Source organism: Peribacillus sp. ACCC06369, assembly GCF_030348945.1.
Classification (GTDB): domain Bacteria; phylum Bacillota; class Bacilli; order Bacillales; family DSM-1321; genus Peribacillus.
This window is the reverse complement of record NZ_JAUCEN010000002.1, coordinates 3,172,467-3,198,741: the sequence shown is the minus strand read 5'-3', so window position 1 is coordinate 3,198,741 and position 26,275 is coordinate 3,172,467. Positions and strand designations below refer to the sequence as shown.

Genomic DNA, 26,275 nt, shown 5'->3' with positions numbered 1-26,275 from the left:
TTATGAAATGGAAAAACCGTCGCTACGGAGAAGAGACATCATATATACCTGCGGGACCCTTTAAAATTAGATTGCCATTTGTCCATTATCGGTTTGAATGGCCGGACTATGTTCAAGGACTATTGATGTGTGCAGTTGACCTTGGAGCGATTACACTGCTTGCAGACCATCTAGGTATGCCATTTGATGTGGCTCTAGCCGTCGTTGTCTTAAATGGATTATTATATTTAGCACATCATTTACTCGGAGACCCAGTTATACCAGGTTGGATTACACCGGCGGTTCCATTGCTTGTATTGTTTGTCGGGCAATTTCCGGAAGGACCTGATCGGGTCTATGCACTCGTTGCGTTTCAATTGACATTGGGTATTTTATCGATAGTACTAGGAATGACCGGACTTGCGAGTAAGGTCGTTCGATTAGTGCCGAATGCAATCAAATCAGGAATTATTTTAGGAGCTGGTATCGGTGCTGTCGTTTCCATTTTCGAAGTGGGTGGAAAGTTTGATTTATTTCCTTATACAATAAGCATTTGTATCGGTTTTGCCTTTTATCTACTTTTCTCAAAAAGTTTTGGAAAATTAAAAATGCGAAATAAAGCTTGGGTATTTTTAGGGAATTTAGGGATATTGCCAGCTATCTTGCTCGCAGTCTTTGTAGCCCCGATTTTTGGAGAAGCAAAATGGCCTAATATTCAATGGGGATTCAGCAGTCCGGATTTTGCTACGCTTTGGTCAGACTATACTGTTTTTGGTTTGGGATTTCCTGCCATGACCTTCTTTTTAAGTGCGATTCCAGCTGTTTTTGCTACTTATTTAGTCGTATTCGGGGATGTGCTGAAAACGAAAGCGTTGCTTTCTGAATCCGATGAGGTCAGGGATGATGAAAAAGTGGACTATAATCCAAACAGAGCTCATTTAATTTTTGGTGGCCGAAATGTGATCATGAGTTTTATCGGACCTGATATTACAATGTGTGGTCCGTTGTGGGCAGCCATGCAGGTCGTAGTTGTGGAACGGTTCAAGAATGGCAAGAAAGCAATGAATTCTTTCTTTGGCGGTGCTGGCTCATTCCGTTGGGGTACGAATACAGGGTTATTCTTATTGCCGGTCGTCAGCTTAGTGGAACCAATTCTAGGTGTTGCTTTGGCCTTAACACTCTTGGTTCAGGGATATGTTAGCGTACGCGTCGGTGTGATGCAGGCAAAGAGCCAACGCGACCTGGGAATTGCAGGGGTCGTTGCTGCCATCCTAGTTATAAAAGGTGCTGGAATGGCGTTTGCAGCAGGAATCCTATTATGTGCCCTTTTATATGGAAAGGACTTTTTCAAAGGAGAAAATGATAATACTTTTACAGATCATGAAGAAGAAGAAGAAGAGGAGATTAAAGCGGGATGAAAAAAGTAGTGGAAAAATGGCCAATTTATATTAACGGCGAACGCATTCATACAGAACACCATTTTGTAGTAGAAAATCCAGCAACACTGGAGCCTGTTGGCTATGTTCCGGACGCTAATGAAAAAGAGGCAAAGGCAGCTGTGGATGCAGCTCAGGCTGCCTTTCTGACTTGGTCGAAAACAAGTGCTTATCATAGGGCGGAATTACTTGAGAAGTGGTACACAATCATTGAGAACAGGCTGGATGAAATCGCGACAATCATGACACTGGAACAAGGAAAGCCATTGGCCGAGGCAAAAGGTGAAATGAAATATGCTTCAAGTTTCGTGAAATGGTTTGCTGAAGAAGCAAAGCGTAACTACGGGGAAATCATACCAGCCTCCGTTGCTTCAAAGCGTATTTTAGTGCAAAAGCAGGCGGTGGGTGTCGTTGCTGCCATTACCCCATGGAATTTTCCGGCTGCAATGATCACGAGGAAAGTTGCGCCAGCCCTTGCTGCGGGATGTACCGTCGTCATCAAACCCGCAGAACAAACGCCTTTGACCGCTTTGCTGTTAGTTGAAAGTGCCCATGAAGCAGGCATTCCAGACGGCGTAATAAATATTGTAACAACCCAAAAACCGGGAGATGTGTCTGACGTGTGGATGAATGATTCACGTGTAAAAAAGATTACATTCACTGGCTCCACTCCTGTAGGGAAACATCTAATGAAAAAGGCGGCGGAAACTGTTAAAAAAGTCTCGCTTGAACTCGGTGGATTGGCTCCGTTCATCATTGCTGAAGATGCGAATATCGAAGAAGCCGTAAAAGGTTTGATTCAATCGAAATTCAGGAATGCCGGACAAACATGTATTTGTGCGAACCGAATTTTCGTCCATGAGACGATCGAGCAGCCATTTTTACAAGCTTTTGAAGAAGCTGTTTTAACCTTGAAGGTTGGAAATGGAATGGATGGAACCGATCTTGGTCCCCTGATAGATGGAGCCGCAGTAAAAAAAGTCCAGCTTCAATTGGAGGATGCTAAAAGTAAAGGAGCTTTCATCCATAAAACCTCCAAATTCGAAGAAAAACAAGGTTATTTTATCGCACCAGTAATTCTTTCCAAAGTAACGGATGATATGCTGTGCATGCAGGAAGAAACGTTTGGGCCAATTGCCCCTGTCAGTACATTTAAAACCGATCAAGAAGCGATAGATCGAGCCAATAACACAAACTTTGGCTTGGCAGCTTATGTGTATACGGAGTCATTAAATAAAGCAGTTACTTATTCGGATGGTCTTGAATATGGAATTGTCGGTATTAATGACAGTGCCCCATCCACTGCCCAAGCACCATTTGGCGGGATGAAGGAAAGTGGCTTAGGTAGAGAAGGGGGACACTTCGGCATGGATGAATATTTAGAAGTGAAGTATGTATCTCTTATGCTTGGCAATTAAATAAATAGAAGAGTTCGCCTGATTCTTCAGGCATTCAAAAAAAGAGTAAAAGGCACATCAAATATCGATGTGCCTTTTACTCTTTTTCAATAGTTAATAAGCTTTTTACCTTATACAATTGTGAAAAAGTTATATAAATTTGAGTTGCAATCCATTTAGGATAACGTTGTTTTTCTTCATATATCTGCTTCCCAATATAATATTGTAATATGTTTACTTCTTAATTCGATGTGTTGAAGGAGGGAAGGTCATGTTTCCAAGGATGACATCGATGTTAGCGCCGGTAGCCTTGGGAACGTTACTTGCATGACCATGAAAAGTCTCATTTGCAAGTAGCGCAAAGGCCACCGCTTCTTTTGCTTCAGAAGAGTATCCCAACTCTTCTTGAGTCAAGACTTGAATGGAATTTCCAAGTAATGATTGGATCATATTTAATAACGTTTTATTGTAGCTGCCACCGCCGCCAATAATCACTTCTTCTATATTGGTTTTAGGAAAGATGAAATTTCGATAATTTTCCACAATAGACTTTGCTGTGAACATCGTTACGGTTGCTAAAATATCTTGGCTTGGAAGTGATTCAAACATCTTTAATAGTTTTACAACATATTGCTTGCCAAACAATTCTCTGCCGGTTGATTTTGGTGGAGGGCTCATAATATAAGGATGACTGATGCAATAAGATAAAAGTTCGTCATTAATTTGTCCTTGTTTAGCTATTTTACCACCTTCATCATATTTTACATGGAACAATTGTCGGCATACTTCATCAATGATCATATTCCCTGGCCCTGTATCAAAAGCATACATGTCATCCAGAGATGCTTGCTTGGGTAAGACGGTTACATTTCCAATGCCCCCTATGTTTTGAAGTAATCTTCCCTTCGTTTCGCTTCTATAAAGAATATATTCGGTAAAAGGAACAAGCGGAGCTCCTTGTCCTCCTGCAGCCATGTCCATCGTACGGAAGTTAGATATAACAGGAGTGTTTGTATCATGAGCTATCACTGCAGCTTCCCCAATTTGCAACGTGGAGGGAATCCAATTTTGTTCTTGTATAGGCTGGTGGTATATGGTTTGTCCATGGGATCCAATAAGATCCAGTTTATTAATGGGAAATCCAGCTTTAAGACAAACTTCCTTTACTGCATTGGCAAATAATTTTCCTAATTTAAAATTCAAACTGCAAATTAACTGCACATTGGACGTGTCTACCGATAAAGACTGCATAATTTCTTTTTCAACATCTTTTGGAAAAGGGTATGTTATGAACTCAATCATTTCCATTTCAGTCTCTAGTCCACTATAATCCACCCGAACAAGTGCGGCATCAATTCCATCCAGTGATGTTCCGGACATTAACCCTACTATGTACATAGTCTTCCACCTACTTTAATTGACTTTTATAATCCTGATTTGTGATTTTTTGCAACAGCAAATGATACTAAAGATAAGACCATTCCTGCACGTTATTCATGCATACCTTACGTCATTATTCACTTACATGCTTGATGATTATTTTACTTTTATTTTAATCTGTTTAGTTTGTTTGCTTTCATTATGGGTTCGGTCCAAGGCAGTAACAACATATGTGTAAGTCTTTCCTTTTACTACAGTCCCATCATTAAATAATTGACGGTTTTTCTCTTTATGCACGGTAGCCAGTAAATTCGTTGAGTCTTCTATACTTCCTTTTTTCTCTCCATCAAAACGATAAATGGCATAATAGGATGCATCCGATTGCTTGTGATCGTTAATTTCAAATTGTATTCCATCTCCTGCTTGTGTTGCCTTGATTACCTTTGGAGCTTTTGGAGCATGATCATCAATCCAAGGCATGGCCGGAACCAATGCGGGATGTTTATAAATATCCTCGCTTAAGCGATCTGCTATCCCAAGGGGGTTTTTCCGTAAATCTTTGGCACTGAAATGCATGCTTCCATCAAATTCCTCATATGTTCGATTCAGTTTTAACTGGTTGGGCATTTCTTCAGGATTGAACCAGTTTTGTACACCATTGGACTCTGTATTAATTTTATAGTCTCCTTGTCCAATATAGAGTTGAACATTTTTACCTTCGACTTCTTTTGTCCACCAATCAAGAAGTTTGGCATAGTCAGCTACTGGCAATCCTATATTCCAATATAATTGGGGAGCAATATAATCAATGTATCCATTATTGATCCACGTTCTGGTATCTGCATATAAATCATCGTAATTCGTTTGCCCGGCAGCAGTGTCAGACCCTGTGGGATCAACTGCTTTGTTGCGCCAAACTCCAAATGGACTAATACCAAACTTCACATATGACTTTTCTGCCTTGATTTCTTCATTTATATGCTTAACAAGGTTATTTACATTATCCCTGCGCCAATCTTCTATATTTGTAAATTTGTCTGCTCCATATTTTTGATAGGAATGTTCATCCGGGAAAGGTACTCCTGCAATCTTGTAAGGATAGAAATAATCGTCCATATGAACTGCATCGATATCATAATTCTTAACAACTTCCATTATTCCATCGATTACAAACCGCTGTACGCCAGGAATGCCTGGGTTAAAGTACAATTGTTGTCCATATGGTATGACCCAATCCGGGTGCTTTCTAGCAGGATGGGATTCTGGAAGATTATCAATATCCGATATTTCAGCTGTTTTACCTAAAGGCATGGTTATGCGGTATGGATTAAACCACGCATGAAATTCCATATTACGCTCATGTGCTGCTTCAACCATGAATGCAAGAGGGTCGTACCCAGGATCTTTTCCTTGGACTCCTGTTAAATATTTTGACCAGAGACCGTATTCAGAAGGATAAAAAGCATCTGCAGTGGGTTTGATTTGCATAACGACAGCATTCATGCCCATTGCTTTTTGTTCATCCAAATATTTTATGAATTCTTCTTTCTGTGCTGATACGGATAAACCAGGTTTGGACGGCCAGTCAATATTTAACACACTTGCAATCCAAGTTGCGCGCAGTTCCTGTTTTATATAAGTCGTTTGCTGAGGGATAGTCCCTGATTCTGCATTTGCAATCAAGTCAGATGGAAGGATAAGCGATCCTCCCACCAAAGCGGCTAGCGCCAATGAACCTAATTTTCTCTTTGTAACTCTTTCATTCATCAATAATACAACCTCATTTCATTACTAATATTTATATTTAATTATTTGTAAGCGTTAACAAATAAAGAATATATCAAATTGTCACCAATCAGAATGGAGATTATGTCTAATCAATAAAAGAATCATAGGATTCATGAAATAGCCAACCGGTTTACATTTTTAGTAGAAAGTTATAAATCATTTATGTATCTACGTTTATTTTAAAATTAATTTTTAAAAATGTATACACAATATTGAAATAAAATTTTAATAGTGATATATTCACTATAGCAAAAAAAGTTTCACCACTTTCACCACTGAATAAAAAAAGGATGATTTGTATGCTAGGACATTTAACGACAGAGCGTCGTAATGAAAAGACCATGAGTTTAGATGAAATGAATACACTTGAATTGTTAGAGGTGATGAACGAAGAAGACATAAAAGTTGCCCATTGTGTAAAAAAAGAACTTCCGCAAATTTCCAAAGCAGTGGAGATGATCGTTGCAGCTATGAATAAAAATGGCAGATTAATTTACATGGGTGCAGGTACAAGTGGGCGCATCGGTTTATTGGATGCAGTGGAATGTCCCCCAACATTCAATACCGATCCAAGCGAAGTAGTGGGTCTTATAGCTGGCGGGGAAAAGGCTTTCATTAAAGCGGTTGAAGGTGCAGAAGACAGTTTTGAATTAGGTCCTGAAGATTTAAAGAAAATCGAATTGACGAACAAGGACGTTGTAGTAGGAATTGCGGCCAGTGGACGCACTCCATATGTTATTGCAGGCTTGGAATATGCCAATCGAGTTGGTGCAGGAACAGTGTCTATAAGCTGTAACAAAGGTTCAGAGATAGGGAAAATTGCAAAAGTTGCGATTGAAGTAGTAAACGGGCCTGAAGTCCTGACAGGTTCGACACGTTTAAAAGCTGGAACATCTCAAAAGTTAGTATGCAACATGCTTTCAACAGCTTCAATGGTTGGAGTGGGAAAGGTTTATGGGAATTTAATGGTGGATTTACAGTTAACAAATGAAAAGCTGGTTGAACGTGCAAAACGTATTATCATGGACGCTACTGACTGTAGTTATGAAGTTGCAGATGAATTTTTAGAAAAGGCACATGATCAGCCTAAAATTGCAATTGTCATGATTTTAACGAATGTTTCATATAAAGAAGCATCAAATCGTTTAGAAAAGGCACATGGTTTCATAAGAAAAACGATTTAACGCTTTTTAATATAAAAATAAAAAATTGGAGGAACAAATAATGAAGGTATTATTCGTATGTTCAGGTGGAATGTCAAGCGCTATCGTTGTAAGCGCTTTAAAAAAAGAAGGGGAAAAACAGGGTGTAAATATCGAAGTATTGGCAGTCGGAACTCAAGAATTTGATGCAGAAGTACGTAACGGCTGGGATGTGGCAATGGTAGCTCCACAAGTCAAACATCGTTTCGATGGCTTTAAGGCATCTGCCGATGAAGCTGGTGTTCCATGTGAAGCCATTCCAGCTCAAGCTTACAGTCCTCTTGGTGGACCTAAGCTACTAAAACTTGTAACAGAACTAGCAAAATAATAATCTAACTCTATTTCTTTTCAATCAAACGTAAAAGGGGAAAACGACGAATGGACAAGTTTGTAGCTTTTTTAGAAAATAATCTTTCAACCCCCATGGCGAAATTGTCTGAGCAAAAACATTTACGCGCAATTCGCGATGGTGTGGTTTCTGCGTTACCGTTCATTATCTTTGGGAGTTTATTTTTGATCATTGCATTCCCGCCAGTTGCAGCAGATAGTGCAGTAGGTGAATGGGCTGCAAAACACATAGCTGAAATTTTAATACCATATCGATTAACGATGTTTATCATGACTCTATATATTACTTTTGGTATAGGCTACAGTTTATCTCAAAGCTATAAACTTGATCCCCTATCTGGAGGTTTACTATCATTGGCAGCCTTCTTGTTCACAATAGGAGTAAAAATGATGGATGGTGTGGGGTTTGTTTTGCCAATGACAAATCTCGGAGGCCATGGCCTTTTTGTAGGAATGCTCGTATCCATTTTTGCAGTCGAAATTTTACGTCTATGTAAGACCAAAAATATCACAATTAAAATGCCGGATTCTGTTCCAACTTCAGTAGCCCGGTCATTTGAAGCATTAATACCAGTTACAATTGTACTGCTTGTCATGACCTTGATTACAGTCGTTTTTGCTGTTGATTTACATTCACTTGTTGATAAAGCGGTTGCACCACTCATCAGTGCAGGCGATACCTTGCCAGGTGTATTAATCCCAGTGTTTTTGATTACATTCTTCTGGTCATTTGGTATTCATGGCGTATCAGTGGTAGGTGCCGTTGCTCGTCCAGTTTGGGAAGTGTACTTAGCGAATAACTCAGCAGCAGTTGCAGCTGGGAAGACAATTCCCCACATAGCTCCTGAAACATTCTTCCAATGGTTTATTTGGATTGGTGGCTCTGGTGCAACATTGGGTTTAGTAATTGCGATGCTCTTGACGGCAAAGTCTACCTATAGTAAAGCGATGGGGAAAGCAACAATTGTTCCAAGCATTTTTAACATCAATGAACCTGTTATTTTTGGGATGCCTATTGTATTGAATCCAATATTGATCATTCCATTTATCATAACACCGCTAATTGGTGCGACACTTGCATATGTAGCAACGTCCGTTGGGCTGGTGAACCCTACTTATGTAATGGTTCCCTGGACATTGCCTGCTCCAATAGGTGCCTACCTTTCAACAGGCGGTGATTGGAGGGCCATTGTTCTCGTGATGCTTAATTTAACAATTTCCGTCATTATTTATCTGCCATTCTTCAAAATGTACGACAAAAAGCTTTTGGCGCAGGAAAACATGGTAGAAACGACAGAAAATAAAAATATCGCTTTATAAGGAATTTTTAAAAGGGGGAGTTTGGGACTAAAAGCTCCAAACTCCCTTTAAAATAATTGTTAGAGGGAGGAAAGGGCATGAATTCAACATCCAGAATTCACTTTTTTAGTTACAAAAGTGCCTTTCTATTTTTTAGCTTTATTCTTGTTTTTAATTTTATCTTTAACACATTAATGAATGCTTTGGAGATAGATAAACAATTATCACTGTACCTAGGAAATACCTTTGCCATAAGCGCAGGATTGACGATGGTTGTTTGTTTTGTTGAAGGTAAGTTTAAAAACAAGAAACAAGCATCACTATTGTTCTTGTCTTTATTTGCGGTAAGCGCACTGGTCTGTTATGCAATTATCTATAAATAAATGAAAATGGCCGATATGAAATAAATGCTTACGCATGAGGTGTTAGGAGAATGGAAATGAACAAAGGGGTAAAAATTGCCACAATTGGTGGAGGGTCCAGTTATACACCAGAATTAATCGAAGGTTTTATTAAACGATTTGATGAGTTACCTATTAGGGAACTGTGGCTAGTGGATATTGAAGCAGGAAAAGAAAAACTTGAGATTGTAGGAACCTTGGCAAGGCGAATGGTTGAAAAAGCAGGGATTCCAATGGAAATACATTTAACATTAGACCGCCGTCAAGCCTTGCAAAATGCTGATTTTGTCACAACGCAAATGAGAGTGGGATTACTTGATGCACGAATCAAGGACGAGCGTATTCCCTTGGAACTTGGATTGATTGGTCAAGAAACGAATGGCGCAGGTGGATTGTCCAAAGCATTACGAACAATCCCCATTCTTCTGGAAATTGCAGAAGAAATGCAAGAGCTATGCCCTGATGCATGGTTAATTAATTTCACGAACCCAGCGGGGATGGTAACCGAAGCCCTTCTTCGCTACAGCAAGCATAAAAAAGTCATTGGGGTATGCAATGTACCTTTTAATATGCATATGTCCATTTCTAACATGCTGGGTGTTGAAATGAAGAGAGTGCACATAGATTTCGCTGGGTTAAACCACTTGGTATACGGGATGCATGTGTTTGTTGATGATCAAGAAGTAACAGATAAAGTGCTTGAAATGCTGGGTAATCCAAAAATTCAGATGACGATGAAGAATATTGCTCCTCTGGCTTGGAATAGAAGATTTTTGAAATCTTTAGGTGTGGTGCCTTGCCCGTACCATCGCTATTATTACAAAACAAAAACGATTTTGGAAGAAGAGCTGGAAGCATTCAAAGCAGGGAAAACTCGAGCTGAAATCGTGAAAAAATTAGAAGAAGGTTTGTTTGACCTATACAAAGATGAAAACCTTGACATCAAGCCTCCACAATTAGAGCAACGCGGTGGAGCTTACTATAGCGATGCAGCGTGCAACGTCATTTCTTCTATTTATAATGATAAAAAAGACATTCAAGTGTTAAATGTCCAAAACAAAGGATCGCTTACTGATATTGATTATGATTCAGCAGTCGAAGTGAGCTGTATCGTCACCAAAAATGGACCAATTCCATTGACAATGGGTAAATTACCCGTACAAGTGCAAGGCTTAATACAACAGATCAAATCATTTGAAAGGATAGGTGCAGAGGCAGCTGTTACAGGGTCGTATGATAAAGCGTTATTAGCTTTAACGATCAACCCACTTATTCCAAGTGATGATCTAGCTGAATTGGTTTTACAAAAACTATTAAAGGCGCATGAAGAATACTTGCCGCGATTCTTCAATGAAAGTACAGTTTCTTACATCCAGTGAAGAGTTTTCAAACATTGAATATGGAATACAGGAATCTAATAATCTAACATAAATAGGAGTGTAATGATATGTCAACTGAAATGAACAATAACGAAATGGAAATTTTTGAAATAATTTCACATAGCGGAAATGCTAGAGGATTAGCATTCGAAGCATTGAAAGAAACGGAAGAATTTAATTTTGAAAAAGCAGAAGAACTAATTAAACAAGGTCAGGAAGAATTGAACTTGGCACATAAGACACAAACCAAGCTAATTCAAGCAGAATTGAATGGAGTTCCAAGTGAAAAAACTTTATTGATGATTCATGCTCAGGACCACTTGATGACGGCAATGAGTGAACAAAAACTAATTGAACATATGATCCGCATTGTAAAAAAGCTAGCCCCACAACAGTAACGAAGAGGTGATTAAACAATGGGTAAACTCGGTATATCCATCTATCCAGAACATTCAACCGTAGAAAAAGACATCGAATACATTGCACTTGCACACAAATATGGATTCAAAAAGATCTTTACTTGCTTGCTTTCTGTTGAAGGTGACAAAGAGAAGATTTTAAAAGAATTTAAAGAAACGATTGTATATGCCAATCAATTGAATATGGAAGTGATGGTCGATATTGCACCCCGGGTATTTGGGGCGCTAGGCATTTCTTATAATGACTTATCGTTTTTTGCAGAATTAGGTGCGTATGGAATCAGGCTGGACATGGGTTTTACAGGTAACGAAGAGTCGATTATGACACATAATCCCTATGATCTGAAAATTGAAATAAACATGAGCAACGCAACGAAATATTTAGAAAATATTATGGATTACAAACCTAATAAAGAAAATTTAGTTGGATCACATAACTTCTATCCGCATCGCTATGCGGGATTGAGCTATCCTCATTTTATAAAATGCTGTGAGTCATTCAAAAAGCACAATATCCGCACGGCAGCTTTCATTAGCTCACATGCAGCAACTTACGGACCTTGGCCGATAACGGAAGGATTATGTACAATAGAAATGCACCGGGAATTGCCCATTACAACACAAGCGAAACACTTGTATGCGACAGGATTAATCGATGATGTAATTATTGCAAATGCCTACGCCTCCGAAGATGAATTGAAACAGCTTAGCTTGTTAAACAGCGGTCTGTTAACATTTAATGTTAACCTTCACGAAGCCATAACAGATTTAGAGAAAAAAATAGTATTGGAAGAATTTCATTTTTACCGTGGAGATGTATCCGATTATCTTATTCGGTCGACTCAATCACGCGTAAAATATAAGAGCGAAGATTTTAAACCAACATTTACGCCTGATATTAGACGCGGTGATATATTAATTGAAAATGAGCTCTACGGACAATATAAAGGGGAATTGCAGATTGCACTGAAAGAAATGAAGAACTCAGGGAAAACAAATGTAGTCGGAAGAATAGCAGAAGAGGAAATTTTTCTGTTAGATTATTTGGAGCCATGGGGGAAATTCCAATTCAATATTAATTGAGAATCTTCAGGGAAGGAACATTGATATTCCTTCCTTTTTTTGAATAGGAGAATGATATGGATTATATTATCGGTGTAGACGGTGGTGGCACAAAAACTGAAGCAGTGGCTTATGATTTAGCGGGTAATAAAATAAGTGAAGGCAAAGCGGGGTATGGAAACCTGCTTATAAATGAAAAACAAGCCATCGCTAACATTATTCAGGCAATTGAACAATGCGTAGCTGCTATTAATAATGGAAGTTGCCGTTACATTTGCTTAGGATTGGCTGGGTATGGAGGAGTTGAAAATCAACAGGGTATAAAAAGTGTAATAAGCAGCGCATTTACTATCCCGTTTACCATTGTAAATGATGGAATTATCGCTCATGCTGCTTTACTAAAAGGAAAAGATGGCATTTTGACCATATCCGGAACGGGATCTGTAAGTATCGGCATCCATAATGGTATTGAGAAATCGGCTGGTGGCTGGGGACACATTCTTGGGGATGAAGGAAGTGGCTATTGGATCGCGATGCAAGCTTTTATAAAAATGACGAAAGAAGAGGATGAAGGATCTAATTATAGCCATTTAACCGAGTCAATACTTAAAAAACTGGGCTACCACAGTGTTATGGAACTGAAGAAATTCATTTATTCCGCGACGAAAGCCGAGATTGCTGCGTTTGTCCCCCTGATTGTCCAACAGGCGGATGCAGGCGATGATTTCTCGCAAAATATCCTTCGTCAGGCAGGATACCACCTTTCCAAAAAGACGCTTGAGGTTATCAATAAGTTAAAGTTAAGCGAGAATGTTACAATTGCAATTAAAGGTAGCATATTGACAAATATACCATTGGTTCAAAGCTCTTACATTAACCATATTAAACTTGAAAACCCAAAAGTGAAATTTATTTTAGAAGACGTATCTGCTACCTTAGGTTGTTACTACATAGCAATGGAGCAGTTAAAGTAAGTAAAAATCAAGGAGATTACATCATATGCAAGTTGAAAATATTATCCTAAGAATTGAAAGTTTATTGAACCAATTACCAAAATCAGAAAGGAAAATTGCACAATATATCTTAGAAAATCCAAATGATATTATCAGAATGACGATACATGAATTAGCTGATCATGCCAATGCCAGCAGTTCAGCTGTAACGAGATTTTGTCATTCCATAAAAGTAAACAGTTTTTCTGAACTAAAAGTTTCTTTATCATCCCTCATTTCCCAACCGGAGAAAAAAGGATTCCATGACATTGAGCCTAATGAACCAATAGCGTCCATTAAAAATAAAATAGTGTCCAATTCCGTACAAGCCATACAAGAAACTGCACATTATTTGGATGAGGTCGTTCTTGACAATATTATTGAAACCATGAGGAGTGCAGATGTAATTTATGTCTATGGACTAGGAGCATCATGGCTCGTTGCTGAAGATATTACACAGAAATGGTTACGGTTAGGAAAGATTGTAAGTGCCAATCAAGACCCGCATATTACGGCCACTGCGCTTGCTGCTTCATCAAAGAATACCGTTTTTTTCTGTATATCCAATAGTGGCGAAACTGAAGAGATTCTGGAACTCGTTGATATAGCGAAAGCATATGGAATTAAAACAATTGGTTTATCACGATTGGGGGACAATGGATTAACTGAAAAAGTTGATATGTCCCTCCAGCATGTACGTGCACCAGAGGCTAAATTCCGAAGTGCAGCAACAAGTTCGCTTTTTGCACAATTTCTAACGGTCAGCATTATTTTCTATGCGTATGTTTCAAAATTCTATAATGAAAATAAAAATGAAATTGAACGTTCAAGGGAATCTGTATTGAAATTCACAAAAAGGAATTTGGATACTTAGAAACATGAATCTAATCTACAGGAATTTTTATCGTGTTAAAAAGCATGGATCGAACAAGATTATTACTAACGGTATTTTAGCTTGAGATGTTTCCAATCAGGGTGCCTTGTAAAATTACATCACTATGGAAGGAAGATGTACGCTAAATGATCCAAAAGAATTCTCTGAGTCCCCTTTATTATCAACTTGAAGAGGAGATTAAAGAAGCGATTCAAAAACTTGAATTGGCGCCAGGAGAGATGATTCCTTCAGAAAAAGAATACACCGAAAAATATGAAATAAGTAGGATGACGGTGAGACAGGCCATTTCTAACCTTGTGAATGATGGTTATTTATATAGGCAGCGCGGAAAAGGAACATTCGTTGCACAACAAAAATTGGAGCAACCCTTGGATTAACAAACTTTTCAGAGGATATGATTTCAAGAGGATTTGAACCAAGTACACGAGTTATCAGTTTTAACGAGGTCAAAGCCGATGATGATCTTGCTGCGAAGCTTGAGGTTGAAGCAGGAAATCCTATTTTCGAACTGATACGTGTTAGGCTTGCTGATCAGTTGCCGATGGCATATGAAAGACTATACATACCAAAAGACCTTGCCCTGGATTTAACGGAAGAAATAGCCTTAACCTCCATTCAAGACTATGTTCAAAAAACGTTTGGCTTTAAAATTCAGCATAGCAGACAGGTGATTGAAGCCTCCATCGCTCAAAAAAACGAGGCGGAAATGCTTGAAGTAATTGAAGGTTCCCCGGTACTGCTGATTGAACGAAGAAGCACCCTGGATTCCAATATACCACTTGGGGTAGTCAGATCGGTCTACCGGGCTGATCGATATAAATTCAGAATTAATTTGGAGCGACTATCTTAAGCGATAAAAGACAGTAGTAAGAATGCCGCTATTAAAGGGATAATATAAAAGCTAAAAAGCCTATTTCCTTGATCTAAAGTGAGATAGGCTTTTCTTTTTTTCTTTTTCTAATTAGAGTCCCATTGCTGAAAAGAGCGATTGGGTAAGGGGTTCTCCCTTTTTAAAGTAATAAGGAATATCCGATATATTTTAAATTTAATTAAAGAAAATAAGATCCCTTGCCTAATATGGACAAGGGATCTTTGTTCAAAGATAAAAGTATAATATTACTTTTCAAGTTTAAGAGTTTTTCCAGCTCGAAAAAGGAAGCTACTTTGAAAAAAATCATATTCGGAACAATCTGCCTCGTGCTTTTCAAATTATTCCGCTAAGCTTGCTGCCAATCGGTCTTCTTTCCAAATGACTGTAATACCTAGGCCAATGACGATAATGACAGCAGCGAAAAGATAAGGATAGTGGATGTTTACGTCAAATAGTATTCCTCCCATTGCTGGTCCGACGATATTCCCTAAGCTCGTATAGGTTGAGTTCATTCCAGCTACAAACCCTTGCTCTTTTCCGGCAGCCTTTGATAAAAATGTCGTCAATGCCGGACGAAGCAAGTCAAATGCAAGGAAGATGAAGCAAGTTACTACAAGTACTGCCAAATAGCTGGAGATTAAAATGGACGCCACTGCAAATATTGCACCGATGATTAAACATAATTGGATCAGCTTCTTTTCACCGAGGATATCTACCAGTTTTCCAAACATGAATACTTGCACAACAACTCCGAAGATTGAGCTTATTGTAATGATGGTTGCAATATCCTTCGGCGTGAAGCCGAATTTATGATCAGAAAATAGGCTAAAAACAGTTTCATAGGCTGATAAACCAAAAGCGAGTACAAATACAATGATAAACGCAATAAAGTAAAGCGGATTAAGTGATCTTTTTATATCTCCAAAAAAGTTTGTTTGCTTAGTATTAGCAGAAACTTCTGCAAGCTGTTCCTTTGTCATAGGCTCTTTTAAAATGAATATGGATGTAATGCATGCTAAAAAAGCAATGGCTGCCGCAAGGAAGAAGGGCAAGCGTATACCATATTCTGCAATAAAGCCACCGATACCAGGTCCTATAATAAAGCCCAAGCTAATGGCGGCTGAAATATAGCCCATTGCTTTTGGCCTTTCTTGTACTGATGTAATATCTGCAACATATGCAGTAACACCCGGCATAATAAAGGCGGCACTAATTCCCCCTAGGATCCTTGATATATATAAGACGGATACGTTCGTGCCTACACCAAAGATAAGTTCTGAAACACCAAAAAGGAATAATCCGATAATGATGATTTTCTTTCTGCCATAACGGTCAACCCAACGGCCTGCGAATGGTGACATAACAAGTTGTGATACCGCAAATACGGCAACAAGAAAGCCCATCGTACTTCCTGATAAATGCATGATATTCATAAAAGATGGCATAACGGGGATAATGAGTCCAATTCCCAGAAAGGCAATGAATATATTGCTTAGAAGAATAATTAATACCATCTTTTGTTCTTTAATTGGTTTATTCATGTATTAACACCTCTTTCTATGTAAATCATTTTTGTGAAATTCCTCTCCAAAATACTTTCCAAGAGGCTGCTAATTTGTCCTTCAGCCGTTTCTCATCATTGCCGTATACAAGCTCCAGCATAATGGAATCGACTACTCCCAAAAAAGCATAGGTCGGCGTTATTGCTGCATCTCCGACGATTAATTTAGCATTGATCCAATCTTGGAATTTTCTTTCCAGTATCGCCTGTACCTTTTCCTCGATATCCATGACTTCTTCTACGATAGCTTTTTCAAGATGGGCTGGCGGAAAAAAGGACATACGCAGCCAAAATTTTAAATGCTCATTTTTTTGGAAAAGATCGATGATTAATTGTAGAAATCCGTATAAATCTTTTTCAGGATTTTTTGAATCAACTTTACTGAAATATTGGAGTTTCGAAGATAGCTCAGTCTCTTTCACATCACGTAAAACGTTTAGAAAAAGATCATCTTTTCCTTTAAAATGGGCGTAAATGGATTGTTTTTTCATGCCGACTTCTTCAGCTATCAGAGAAAGGGATGCTCCTTCATAACCATGAATCGTGAAATACTTTAGAGCGGCTTCTTTAATTTCATTGCTTTTCAATAATATCACCTCAAATTTAACGAACGTTCGTCAGTTATATTAGCAAATTTAATAAATATAAGCAAGCGGATTAGATTATAGAATGGTATTATGCAATGCGATAATGTAGAAAAATCGGACGCTTTAATTGAATCAAAAGGAGAATGCAAATGAGACATGTCTAATTTGCATTCTCCTTTATTTTTTATTTTTTTTGGAAAATTCATATTAACCACCTCAAGTTTTGCAGATACGGCTATTCCTTAAATTCCTGCATATAATTCTATATTGAGAATAAAAAGGCAGGTGGGATGAAGATGGTTACGTATGATATCAGAAAAGAGCTTCATTACTATTCCACAAAAATACGAGAAACGAATGACCCTTATTATTGGTATTGTTTGGCTGAGACTCAGATTAAAGCCGGATTAACCAACGAAGCACTGCAAACGATTGATAACGCCTTGTCGTTCCGAAATCCATATCCTTCAAAACAGGAACTGCTAGAAATGCAAGTGAGCCTCCAATCAGTTCTTTCAAGAGAAATGAATCAGAACAGATCAACCATTGTAACTTCAAAGCAAGGCGATATTGACGGGGACGGTGAAAAGGACAATGTTTTTCTTACCGCAAATAAAACCCTCGATAGTCCATTTTGGAAAAACCTAACTTTAGTCATCCGGAATGGGAGTACAAATCAATATGAACAAGTTCCTTTGAAAAATAACGGAGGATACAATCCAACCCTTATGCTTGGTGATTTTACAGGTAACAAGAGGGATGATATTTTAGTGGTCATTGATACAGGTGGCAGCGCTGGTACTATTTATGCGTATGTATTTTCTTATTCTAATGGTAAACTCACGCCGATTTTTGATTCCGATGCATTCAATGAAAACTATAAGTATGATGTGGCTTATGAAAATCAATACAAAGCAAAGGTGAACAGTCATTATCTAAATGAAAAGTACATTCTTGACCTAACTTATAAGGGGAAGGAATATTTATCTGAAATTTATAACCAGAATGGTGTTTTGAAGGCGCCGATAGAAGGATGGGTCAATCCTTTATCTGGTTTGTATCCGGTTGATTTTAATAGGGACGGCATATATGAACTCGAAGCCTATCAGAGGATAGCAGGGAGGTACAATGCCGACTCACTAGGGTTTGTACAGACCATATTGAAATGGAACGGGCAAGCGTTTGTTCCTGACCGGCAGAATGTAGCTATTTTTGGAGGGGGAATATAGCATTGAAGCAAAGGGCGACGCAGTGATCAATACAGATTTCCACTTATCATATAATTTGCGTTAATCTCTTATTGCGTCGACAGAATTTCATGCCCTTCTTCTTTGTCACTTCAATTCCCTTGAGTCATCGTTACTTCTTCAATAAACGGGTTAGTTCAATAAGCAAGTAGTAAAAGACTATTATTAGTAGGCGATACCTACACGTGATTTTATATAATCGCTACTTTTTATTTGGCTAAATGTAAATTCTGCAGTATCCGGCACAGATATTTCAACTCCACCCTCCGGCAAAAAATTACCTTCTACACGATATTTACCTACACTTTCTCCAGCAGGCAAATACGTAGGACAGACAATAGTCCATACTAGTGTTGATTGTTTAAGCATATCGTATACTTTATGATGTTCTTTCGCTGCACGGGTAGACTTACGCTTTGATTCACTTGACAGATAACGCAGTGAATTTGGGGTGGTTCTACTTTGCAGGATACCTGCAGTTCCAATAGTTATAATTCGTTGTATATCTTCGTCTTCCATCGCTTTGATAATTAGTGGCATACTTGCTGATAATGTGGTTGTCCCATCAGTATTCAGTGCACTAATAACAACATCAATCCCTTGCATTGCACGGACGATATCATCTTTATTTAAAACATTACCTTTGATAATCGTTAAATTTTCATTATTTATTTCAATCTTCTCTGGAGTGCGAACTAATACAGCAACGTTATGTCTATCATGAAGGGCATAAGTAACTAATTGACTCCCAACACGTCCAGTTGCACCTAAAACCAAAATATTCATAAGAAAGAACCTCCTTTTGCGAATACAAATATTACACTAAACATTATATCGTCTTTTTCAACAAATGAGAGCTTTAGTGCAATATGACATCATAAAACGAACAAACTTTTCTATAAAAAATGAAACAGCAAATTATAATAATAAAATCCCAATTTTTGATTTATATCATTGAAAGATTTGGATTTTTAATAGAGAACATCCTTAACGTGTAAATTCGCGTTTTCTGGCGGGCCTCCAAGAAGGAACTGCCTATCTTTTTTTTAGATAATAATGTTTATAAAATCTAACTTACCATTTAAAAATAGAACAGGATTGTGTCGATGAAAAGTTTTCTCGTCTCGTGAGCTAGGTGAAAGTCAGGAAAAAAGAGTTACAAGACTAATACAAAAGGGCCCCCAATAGCTTCAGGAGTGGCCCTTTTGAAAATGTCACTTGGTAGAATGATCTGATTTCCATTGGTGAGAAATGACTTTATCTTGTCTTCTAGTTTAATTATGTATCACTTTTTTTGATTTCTAATATTGCTGTTCTTCTTTCGATTGTAGAAAAGCATCAACTGATTCATCTAATAACTTTTCCCGATTTGGATCTTCATTGACATCTGTATCCACTTCCATTTCTTGTTCAAGTATATCGAATGTATCCTTTTCTTTATTTAAACGACTAACCTGATTTTTATTTTGGGATGTGTTAGGGTTATTATTTTTTTGATTAGGCATATAAACTCCTTCTTTAACAGTATTTTTATTTAGTATGAACAATTGATCCAAAATAAAATCCAATATTATTTTCAGCTTCTTTCACGAACAGAGACCTGTAATTAATCAATCTCTTGCTATCTTGTTGTTCACGTTGAAAGGTGCCATTGCCTAGAAAACCGAAGCTAGATGGAGTTGCCGACGTGACAAACCTCATCACACAAATGGAAAAGCAGGCTTTTCTAAAGAGGATAGCAACCAAATGGGACAGGAAGACTGAGTAAAAAAGAACATGAGGATTCGCCTTTTATGGTGATAATATGTCCTGCAGTAAGTGATACGAGTTTACACCGTTTCTTCTACTGCCGAACCTGGGGACGTCAAGTCGGTTCGTGGAACGGTGGATAAATCATTTCTTGGACGAGATAGTTGGATTCCCAAATGAATCGGCTCATGTGTTCGATGGTGTGTCAGGTGCTTTTCACGAAGCTACGTGAAATCACCAAACAGAAGAATATGCTATTAAATCGTTACTTTCAGGTCGAAATGGTAATCAATAAAAAGTTTCCGGTGATTATTGTGTCATTATCCTAATTAGAACATATGGTGAAGTAACCCATAAAATTAATTCCTCCTTAAAACAAATAAGGAGATGTTTTTATTGTCAAGTTGTGGTCATGAATCAAATTGTGATTGTGAGAATAACGGTTTTGGATTTGGTGGAGGTTTCGCCTTTATAGTCGTATTATTTATACTCTTGATCATTGTTGGAGCTACTATTTGTTGTGATGATGGAGGTTACGGTGGTCCTGCCCCCGTTCAAGGCTACGGCGGTTTCTGCTAAAAATTGTATATGAAAAAAGCCGACCTTTAATTGGTCGGCTTCTTCAATTAATCTGTCCTTTGCATGTGTAAATTCTTACACTTATCATTTTCAGGGCCCGTTTCAAAAAATGGTACCAATATGGTAACACCGTTCTTGATATGGATATTTATGGTGAAAAGGTACAGGGTTATGAATGTGATGACGCAATAGACCTGGTTAGAATGGAAGTTGGCTATCCGGTCCAGTTCTAATCCTATTGACGGTAAAGTTAAAGTGGAGTGAGAATCCTTTGCTTATTAACAAAGTAAGCCCACTCAGAAAAGCCAATCTCCTTTAGTCTTTTTTGGACTAATTCAAATTCATCACCAATACGTTCAGGTGTATGGGAATCTGATCCAAATGTTACCTTCACATTATAGAAAAGTGCTCGTTCTAAAATGTCATCCGCTGGATACCATCCACCACAATCTTTTGTTTTACCAGAAGTATTGATCTCAATGGCGATATCTTCTTGACTAATGATTTTCAACGTTTTTTCAATACTGTCTGTTTCAATGGATGAAAAGGCTGGATAAAACCCCTTCATTGCATCAATATGGCCTAAGATTTGAAACACTCCGCTTTTTGCTGATTTCTGTATTAATTCATAGTATTCATCCTTGATTCTTGACTGTTCTTTTGAGGTCAAACCATTCCAACGCCCTTTTTTAAAAATGCTAATGTCTTGAACATAATGAACAGATCCAATTATGTAGTCAAAAGGGTGTAAAAGATATTGATCACGGTAGACTTCAATGTGATCAGGGAAGAAATCACTTTCCATTCCTAATAACACATGAATTTTACCTTCATATTTCTCTTTTAAACGATGTACTTCCTCAATATAAGGGACAAGTTCACTTTTTGCCATTGCAATAGTTGGGTAGAGATGGTCGTCCTCACTATAAAAATATGGAGAATGATCAGAAATCCCAATATAATGCAACCCGTATTCAATGGCTTGCTTTACATAATCCTCAATTGTGCCGATAGCATGCCCACAGCGATGATGGTGAGTGTGCAGATCAAATTTTATTGAATTCGTCATTTCCTTAGGCCTCCTAAAACCAACCATATTGTCTTGTTTTATCATATCCAAAATTCAAACTCTTTCTCACAAATTGTAAGAAGATTTATACCTTCCTTAAATCTGCCGTTTTATGGACGGGGGATGGATTTACTTTAGCTGGTGATACCCCTTTTTTTAAAGGAAATAATTTTATACAAATCACTTATCATTGAAAACAACTTTATACCTGCCAGAAAATTTCTTAGTCGGGGGATTTTCATATGTTTGTCGGTTACACAACATCCATTGTGAGTTGTTCCTAGTAGAAACAAGCGGCAGAATCGAATTGGTGAACACGAAAAAATATGATTGGAGATTGGTTTAGTTTCCAGGAACTAAAATTATTTGGTCTAAAACGAACCAGCTAGAAGAAGGTTATTCTGTTTAAGGGCGCATTGTACAAGGAATTGGTCATTTTTAGTTCGAGGTTTGTATAAATGTAGGATTTCTTAGACAAACTAGAATGTTCAAATATGTAAAAAGAAAGGAAAGATACAAAATGACAAAGGTATTGTACATCACAGCTCATCCCCATGATGACAAACAATCTTACAGTATGGCCGTTGGAAAAGCATTTATTGACACTTATAAAGAAGTTAATCCTAGCCATGAGATTGTGAATATTGACCTTTATAAAGAAAATATTCCTGAGATCGATGTAGATGTTTTCAGTGGTTGGGGGAAACTTCAATCTGGAAAGGGCTTTGAAGAACTTTCGTCGGAAGAGAAAGCAAAAGTCAGTCGTCTCTCAGAGTTATGTGAGCAATTTATAGCTGCCGATAAATATATATTTGTAACACCTTTATGGAATTTTTCATTCCCTCCAGTATTGAAAGCATATATTGATTCCGTTTGTGTAGCAGGAAAATCATTTAAATACACCGAACAAGGCCCAGTTGGTCTTTTAACTGATAAGAAAGCCTTACATATTCAAGCTCGTGGTGGTATTTATTCCGAAGGACCTGCAGCTGAAATGGAAATGGGTCACCGATATCTAAATATCATTATGCAATTCTTCGGAGTGCCCTCCTTTGAAGGTATATTCGTTGAAGGACATGCTGCAATGCCTGATAAAGCACAAGAAATTAAAGAAAATGCCATTGCACGATCAAAAGATTTAGCATCTACTTTTTAAAAAAAAGAGTCAACAACTTGTTGGCTCTTTTTTTTTTGCATAATTAAAAGTAATATCTGGATTTATTTATTCTTACTTCATCAATCAGGGGCATTTCTCTAATAAATTCGTATCTCTTTTATTTAGTGGGTATTTATTATTGTTGCTTTAGTATTTTGGCTTTTTAAAATTTCGCCTGATAATTTAATTTCTTAATGTTCTATATGAAGAAGTAAAAAAGTCGATCCTAAACGTATGAACTGACCTCCTAAAGTTAGACAGGTTATATCGTTAGGCAGCCTGTTGGGCATGAGTTCGGTATTGTACCGGGCTCATGCCTTTTAATTTTGCCTTGATTCGTTTGTGATTATAGTATTCTATATATTTTGCTAGTTCTTGTTTAAAGTGTTCCACACTTTCAAATTCTTTTAGATAAAGAAGTTCCGATTTCATGATACCAAAGAAATTTTCCATAACAGCGTTATCGTAACAATTCCCTTTGCGAGACATACTTTGCGTAATGCCACGTTCCCTAAGGGCATCACGGAATTGTTTCATTTGATAATGCCAGCCTTGATCTGAATGAATAAGGAGAGTATCGTCGTCTGTTAAACGTTCAAAAGCTTGATCTAACATCGTTGAAATGAGTGAGTAGGTTGGTCTTGAACCGATTGTATACGTAATGATTTCTCCATTAAATAAGTCCAATATCGGCGATAAATATAGCTTTTCTCCAAATAATTTAAACTCTGTAATATCCGTAACCCATTTCTCATTTGGTTGTTCAGCTTTGAAATTGCGATCTAAAATATTTAGTGCAATCTTGCCCACAGTTCCTTTGTAAGAGCGATATTTTTTCATACGGACAAGACATTTTAGCCCTAGTTCTTTCATGATACGTTGCACCTTTTTGTGGTTTACTTTGTGTCCTCGATTTCTAAGTTCATCACGAATACGCCGGTAACCAAACCGACCTTCATGTTCATCGAAAACAGATTTAATCAATACTTTCAGTTCTGCATCTGCATCAGGACGACCGAAGTTTTTCACCCAATAGTAATACGTGCTACGCGGAATGTCTGCGAGCTGTATAAGTGCTTTCACCGAGAATGCATTCCTTAATTCATAGACTACTTGTGCTTTGTCTTGTTTGGTGATTTTTCCTTGTTTTGAACTAAGGCATTCAACTTTTTTAAATAGGCATTCTCCATACGTAAACGTTCATTCTCCGCCTGTAAAGCCTCTATTGATCCTTCATCGGGTAATTGAGAATTTGATGTCTTATTATTTTTATTTTTCATGGATGGACGCCCCTTTTTCTTTGATTGTAGGGCATCAAATCCATCTGTTTCATAAGCAACTTTCCATTTTCGAAGCGTTTCATAAGAAGGAATATTAAAAATCGCTGCTGTTTTCCTGATAGACGTCCCTTGTTCGTTCATATAATTAAGTACATCTAGTTTAAACTGTGCAGGGTAGGGTGTATAGCGTTTTTCAAAAGCATCATCACCAAAAAGTTTAAATTGTTTAATCCACTGATGGAGTAAACTCGGATGAACACCAATAGATTTAGCAATGGTTTGTCCTCCCTCATTACCATCTATATATTGTCTTACTGCCTGTATTTTTTCTTCTGAAGAAAATCTCGCCATAAAAAACTGCACCTCCAATTGTTAGTTGTGTCTAACAATTGGGGTGCAGTTCACGTAGAGGAGATCGACTTTGGAATTCTCTGTACTTATTTCGTTTTATTTTCCATACTTTATGTATGAAGAATATTTTTATCAATTTTCCCCATTGCTTTAACTCATAGGAGCATTAACTTTAGAACTCTGCAAATGGAAGTGCAAGTTAATAATTGTACTTAAAAATGGAGTGATACGATGAATAAGATGTATGATGTCATCATTACCGGTGCTGGATGTGCCGGCTCTACCTTGGCAATTTATCTTGCTAAGGCTGGTTTCCATGTGTTGTTAGTGGACCGATCTACTTTTCCAAGGGACACATTATCAACCCATACCTTTTTCAATAATACTGTCGCTCTTCTTCGAGAAATAGGTGTCCTGGACAAGTTATTGGAAACAAAAGCACCACCGGTACGGGATATTAAATTTCAATTTGAGGATACCGTGATAGAAGGTCTCATCCCTGAGGTTTACGGAGAGGACAGTTGTTATTGCATTAGACGAACTTATCTCGATCATATCCTACTTGAACATGCCAAATCTCAAATGAATGTAACTGTTTTAGAAGGATTTCGTGTGACGGATGTCATCCGTGAAGACGAAACAGTAATAGGCGTGAAAGGTTTAGACAGCAACAACGAGAAACAAGAATTTTCAGCACGCCTGGTAGTCGGTGCAGACGGCCGATCCTCTATTATTCGCAAGCTGGTAAAAAGTGAACTCAAAATAAGTAGTCCGGCAACAGTCGGCATCTATTTTGGGTATTTCTCTGGATTTTACCATGATAATGTTCCTAAATTCGAAGTATACAAGGTAAAAGATAACACAGCCATTCTCTTTCCGACGAATGATGATTTATATGTTATTGTCGGCATTTTCCCATTACGAAATAAGGAATTGATAGAACGGTTGAAATTAAATCCGGAAAGCGGTCTACGCAATCTCTTAACAGATAACTTTCCGAATACAACAATTGGGGCCCGCTTGAAAAATGCAAAACTAGAAGAACCGGTCAAAGGCATTCTAGGCTATGATAATTACTGGTATAAAGGAATGGGAAAAGGATGGGCGTTAGTTGGAGATGCAGTTTGTTTTAAAGATCCTGGCATGGCGCAGGGTATCCATGATGCTATATGTGGGGCACGTATATTATCCAATATTCTATTAAAATATAAGGGACAATCCGATCAATCAAATCAAATGTCTGAAGAATATCAAAAGGCAATGGAAGATGAGTTTATGGTTCGGTTTCACATGGGATGCCAAATTTCCAAGAATGAACGCATATCTGAACAACAGGATGCTGTCAACAAGCTAATCAGTTCCCATCCAGAGGCCATAGAGAAGTTTTTAGGGATTTACAATTACGCAAATGAGCCCGTTGTTTTAGAAAAAGAACTTGTACGAATCATGCAGTCAATCTAGCGATATTTCTAAAAAATAAAGTGATTCAAGTACAAAAATAATTCACTATAAAGATAGAGCGACAATATGCTGTTCATTTTAAGATAGGACTAATTCAAACAAATTATAAAGCAGTTCAATCTCATTTTGGAAAGCGTATCCTCTTGGTAAAGTTGCCCCGGTTACACAATACAGCTTAACCTATTGAGCCTGCATCAGTGGTGCTACCCCTAATATGGGGGATCAAGAGGAACGGTTAATAAATCTTTATTTCAAAGCTACGGTTGGTACTTTTTTCACCAGGTGCCATGGCACAAATTAGAGAAATAAAAAAAGTCATTTCCTTACGTACAGGAAACGGCTCTTTTTTGCTGGGATTTGCTTAGCATACAAAATACCGAAGTTTGG

23 protein-coding genes and 1 pseudogene are annotated in these 26,275 nt (G+C 37.8%); 16 read left to right on the top strand and 8 right to left on the bottom strand.

Annotation, left to right across the window (positions count from 1 at the left end):
• The first annotated feature begins 2 nt into the window (after positions 1–2).
• Entirely contained in the window at positions 3–1,397 is a 1,395-nt protein-coding gene (locus QUF78_RS16325; protein ID WP_289325496.1) for a solute carrier family 23 protein, read from the top strand.
• A complete protein-coding gene (locus QUF78_RS16320) occupies positions 1,394–2,833 on the top strand; it encodes an NAD-dependent succinate-semialdehyde dehydrogenase (RefSeq protein WP_289325495.1) in 1,440 nt (479 codons plus the stop codon). The genes QUF78_RS16325 and QUF78_RS16320 overlap by 4 nt, the downstream gene beginning before the upstream one ends.
• Positions 2,834–3,046: 213 nt before the next feature.
• Here the strand turns inward: QUF78_RS16320 and anmK are convergent, their stop codons facing one another.
• Both anmK and QUF78_RS16310 read right to left on the bottom strand, forming a co-directional pair.
• Positions 3,047–4,210, bottom strand: coding sequence for an anhydro-N-acetylmuramic acid kinase AnmK (gene anmK, locus QUF78_RS16315; RefSeq protein WP_289325494.1), 1,164 nt, complete (start codon positions 4,208–4,210; stop codon positions 3,047–3,049).
• 138 nt (positions 4,211–4,348) lie between these two features.
• Positions 4,349–5,959, bottom strand: coding sequence for a glycoside hydrolase family 10-like protein (locus tag QUF78_RS16310; RefSeq protein ID WP_289325493.1), 1,611 nt, complete (start codon positions 5,957–5,959; stop codon positions 4,349–4,351).
• A 311-nt stretch (positions 5,960–6,270) separates the two neighbouring features.
• Between QUF78_RS16310 and murQ the strand changes: the two genes are divergently transcribed.
• The 10 genes and pseudogenes from murQ (at position 6,271) to QUF78_RS16260 (ending at position 14,827) form a co-directional block, all read left to right on the top strand.
• Positions 6,271–7,164 (top strand): N-acetylmuramic acid 6-phosphate etherase, encoded by an 894-nt coding sequence (gene murQ / locus QUF78_RS16305; protein ID WP_289325492.1) that lies wholly within the window; start codon positions 6,271–6,273, stop codon positions 7,162–7,164.
• A gap of 40 nt (positions 7,165–7,204) precedes the next feature.
• Entirely contained in the window at positions 7,205–7,510 is a 306-nt protein-coding gene (locus tag QUF78_RS16300; RefSeq protein WP_289315947.1) for a PTS sugar transporter subunit IIB, read from the top strand.
• Positions 7,511–7,560: 50 nt separating this feature from the next.
• A complete protein-coding gene (locus tag QUF78_RS16295) occupies positions 7,561–8,850 on the top strand; it encodes a PTS sugar transporter subunit IIC (RefSeq protein WP_289325491.1) in 1,290 nt (429 codons plus the stop codon).
• Between the two features lie 77 nt (positions 8,851–8,927).
• On the top strand, positions 8,928–9,212 hold the full coding sequence (locus QUF78_RS16290; RefSeq protein WP_289325490.1) for a hypothetical protein: 285 nt from the start codon (positions 8,928–8,930) through the stop codon (positions 9,210–9,212).
• A gap of 50 nt (positions 9,213–9,262) precedes the next feature.
• Entirely contained in the window at positions 9,263–10,609 is a 1,347-nt protein-coding gene (locus QUF78_RS16285; RefSeq protein ID WP_289325489.1) for a 6-phospho-beta-glucosidase, read from the top strand.
• 68 nt (positions 10,610–10,677) lie between these two features.
• The gene (locus QUF78_RS16280; RefSeq protein WP_289325488.1) at positions 10,678–11,007 is read left to right on the top strand and encodes a PTS lactose/cellobiose transporter subunit IIA; all 330 of its coding nucleotides are present in this window, start codon (positions 10,678–10,680) and stop codon (positions 11,005–11,007) included.
• 18 nt (positions 11,008–11,025) lie between these two features.
• Positions 11,026–12,111, top strand: a complete 1,086-nt coding sequence (locus QUF78_RS16275) for a DUF871 domain-containing protein (RefSeq protein WP_289325487.1) — start codon at positions 11,026–11,028, stop codon at positions 12,109–12,111.
• 56 nt (positions 12,112–12,167) lie between these two features.
• A complete protein-coding gene (locus QUF78_RS16270) occupies positions 12,168–13,064 on the top strand; it encodes an N-acetylglucosamine kinase (protein WP_289325486.1) in 897 nt (298 codons plus the stop codon).
• A 25-nt stretch (positions 13,065–13,089) separates the two neighbouring features.
• Complete coding sequence (locus tag QUF78_RS16265; protein ID WP_289315953.1) at positions 13,090–13,956, top strand: MurR/RpiR family transcriptional regulator; 867 nt, start codon at positions 13,090–13,092, stop codon at positions 13,954–13,956.
• 146 nt (positions 13,957–14,102) lie between these two features.
• Positions 14,103–14,827: pseudogene (locus tag QUF78_RS16260) on the top strand (GntR family transcriptional regulator).
• 359 nt (positions 14,828–15,186) lie between these two features.
• Here the strand turns inward: QUF78_RS16260 and QUF78_RS16255 are convergent.
• Entirely contained in the window at positions 15,187–16,389 is a 1,203-nt protein-coding gene (locus QUF78_RS16255; RefSeq protein WP_289325485.1) for an MFS transporter, read from the bottom strand.
• Positions 16,390–16,414: 25 nt separating this feature from the next.
• Positions 16,415–16,996 carry a TetR/AcrR family transcriptional regulator gene (locus QUF78_RS16250; RefSeq protein WP_289325484.1) on the bottom strand — a complete coding sequence of 194 codons (582 nt, stop codon included), beginning with the start codon at positions 16,994–16,996 and terminating at the stop codon, positions 16,415–16,417.
• Between the two features lie 488 nt (positions 16,997–17,484).
• Between QUF78_RS16250 and QUF78_RS16245 the strand changes: the two genes are divergently transcribed.
• Positions 17,485–18,225, top strand: coding sequence for a VCBS repeat-containing protein (locus QUF78_RS16245; protein ID WP_289327335.1), 741 nt, complete (start codon positions 17,485–17,487; stop codon positions 18,223–18,225).
• 183 nt (positions 18,226–18,408) lie between these two features.
• Here the strand turns inward: QUF78_RS16245 and QUF78_RS16240 are convergent, their stop codons facing one another.
• Both QUF78_RS16240 and QUF78_RS16235 read right to left on the bottom strand, forming a co-directional pair.
• The gene (locus QUF78_RS16240; RefSeq protein WP_289325483.1) at positions 18,409–19,029 is read right to left on the bottom strand and encodes an NAD(P)-dependent oxidoreductase; all 621 of its coding nucleotides are present in this window, start codon (positions 19,027–19,029) and stop codon (positions 18,409–18,411) included.
• 515 nt (positions 19,030–19,544) lie between these two features.
• Positions 19,545–19,748, bottom strand: coding sequence for a hypothetical protein (locus tag QUF78_RS16235; protein WP_289325482.1), 204 nt, complete (start codon positions 19,746–19,748; stop codon positions 19,545–19,547).
• A gap of 640 nt (positions 19,749–20,388) precedes the next feature.
• On the opposite strand from QUF78_RS16235, the gene QUF78_RS16230 reads away from it, so the two are divergent.
• Positions 20,389–20,571: a YjcZ family sporulation protein gene (locus tag QUF78_RS16230; RefSeq protein WP_353957666.1), complete on the top strand. Its 183-nt coding sequence runs from the start codon at positions 20,389–20,391 to the stop codon at positions 20,569–20,571.
• Positions 20,572–20,821: 250 nt separating this feature from the next.
• Here QUF78_RS16230 and QUF78_RS16225 read toward each other — a convergent pair whose 3' ends face one another.
• Positions 20,822–21,640 (bottom strand): histidinol-phosphatase, encoded by an 819-nt coding sequence (locus QUF78_RS16225; protein WP_289325481.1) that lies wholly within the window; start codon positions 21,638–21,640, stop codon positions 20,822–20,824.
• A gap of 520 nt (positions 21,641–22,160) precedes the next feature.
• Between QUF78_RS16225 and QUF78_RS16220 the strand changes: the two genes are divergently transcribed.
• Positions 22,161–22,796: an FMN-dependent NADH-azoreductase gene (locus tag QUF78_RS16220; protein WP_289325480.1), complete on the top strand. Its 636-nt coding sequence runs from the start codon at positions 22,161–22,163 to the stop codon at positions 22,794–22,796.
• A gap of 270 nt (positions 22,797–23,066) precedes the next feature.
• On the opposite strand, the gene QUF78_RS16215 is transcribed toward QUF78_RS16220, so the two are convergent.
• A protein-coding gene (locus QUF78_RS16215; protein WP_289323168.1) for an IS3 family transposase occupies positions 23,067–24,427 on the bottom strand; the annotation gives its coding sequence in 2 pieces (ribosomal slippage) (positions 23,067–23,971 and positions 23,971–24,427; 1,362 coding nt in all).
• Between the two features lie 231 nt (positions 24,428–24,658).
• Between QUF78_RS16215 and QUF78_RS16210 the strand changes: the two genes are divergently transcribed.
• Entirely contained in the window at positions 24,659–25,888 is a 1,230-nt protein-coding gene (locus tag QUF78_RS16210; RefSeq protein ID WP_289325479.1) for an NAD(P)/FAD-dependent oxidoreductase, read from the top strand.
• Positions 25,889–26,275 lie beyond the last annotated feature (387 nt).

Excerpts from the sequence above, each read along its gene's own strand:
- QUF78_RS16325 (WP_289325496.1), top strand. The coding sequence starts at position 3 with ATGAAATGGAAAAACCGTCGCTACGGAGAAGAGACATCATATATACCT.
- QUF78_RS16320 (WP_289325495.1), top strand. The coding sequence starts at position 1,394 with ATGAAAAAAGTAGTGGAAAAATGGCCAATTTATATTAACGGCGAACGC.
- anmK (WP_289325494.1), bottom strand. The coding sequence starts at position 4,210 with ATGTACATAGTAGGGTTAATGTCCGGAACATCACTGGATGGAATTGAT.
- QUF78_RS16310 (WP_289325493.1), bottom strand. The coding sequence starts at position 5,959 with ATGAATGAAAGAGTTACAAAGAGAAAATTAGGTTCATTGGCGCTAGCC.
- murQ (WP_289325492.1), top strand. The coding sequence starts at position 6,271 with ATGATTTGTATGCTAGGACATTTAACGACAGAGCGTCGTAATGAAAAG.
- QUF78_RS16300 (WP_289315947.1), top strand. The coding sequence starts at position 7,205 with ATGAAGGTATTATTCGTATGTTCAGGTGGAATGTCAAGCGCTATCGTT.
- QUF78_RS16295 (WP_289325491.1), top strand. The coding sequence starts at position 7,561 with ATGGACAAGTTTGTAGCTTTTTTAGAAAATAATCTTTCAACCCCCATG.
- QUF78_RS16290 (WP_289325490.1), top strand. The coding sequence starts at position 8,928 with ATGAATTCAACATCCAGAATTCACTTTTTTAGTTACAAAAGTGCCTTT.
- QUF78_RS16285 (WP_289325489.1), top strand. The coding sequence starts at position 9,263 with ATGGAAATGAACAAAGGGGTAAAAATTGCCACAATTGGTGGAGGGTCC.
- QUF78_RS16280 (WP_289325488.1), top strand. The coding sequence starts at position 10,678 with ATGTCAACTGAAATGAACAATAACGAAATGGAAATTTTTGAAATAATT.
- QUF78_RS16275 (WP_289325487.1), top strand. The coding sequence starts at position 11,026 with ATGGGTAAACTCGGTATATCCATCTATCCAGAACATTCAACCGTAGAA.
- QUF78_RS16270 (WP_289325486.1), top strand. The coding sequence starts at position 12,168 with ATGGATTATATTATCGGTGTAGACGGTGGTGGCACAAAAACTGAAGCA.
- QUF78_RS16265 (WP_289315953.1), top strand. The coding sequence starts at position 13,090 with ATGCAAGTTGAAAATATTATCCTAAGAATTGAAAGTTTATTGAACCAA.
- QUF78_RS16255 (WP_289325485.1), bottom strand. The coding sequence starts at position 16,389 with ATGAATAAACCAATTAAAGAACAAAAGATGGTATTAATTATTCTTCTA.
- QUF78_RS16245 (WP_289327335.1), top strand. The coding sequence starts at position 17,485 with ATGCAAGTGAGCCTCCAATCAGTTCTTTCAAGAGAAATGAATCAGAAC.
- QUF78_RS16240 (WP_289325483.1), bottom strand. The coding sequence starts at position 19,029 with ATGAATATTTTGGTTTTAGGTGCAACTGGACGTGTTGGGAGTCAATTA.
- QUF78_RS16235 (WP_289325482.1), bottom strand. The coding sequence starts at position 19,748 with ATGCCTAATCAAAAAAATAATAACCCTAACACATCCCAAAATAAAAAT.
- QUF78_RS16225 (WP_289325481.1), bottom strand. The coding sequence starts at position 21,640 with ATGACGAATTCAATAAAATTTGATCTGCACACTCACCATCATCGCTGT.
- QUF78_RS16220 (WP_289325480.1), top strand. The coding sequence starts at position 22,161 with ATGACAAAGGTATTGTACATCACAGCTCATCCCCATGATGACAAACAA.
- QUF78_RS16210 (WP_289325479.1), top strand. The coding sequence starts at position 24,659 with ATGAATAAGATGTATGATGTCATCATTACCGGTGCTGGATGTGCCGGC.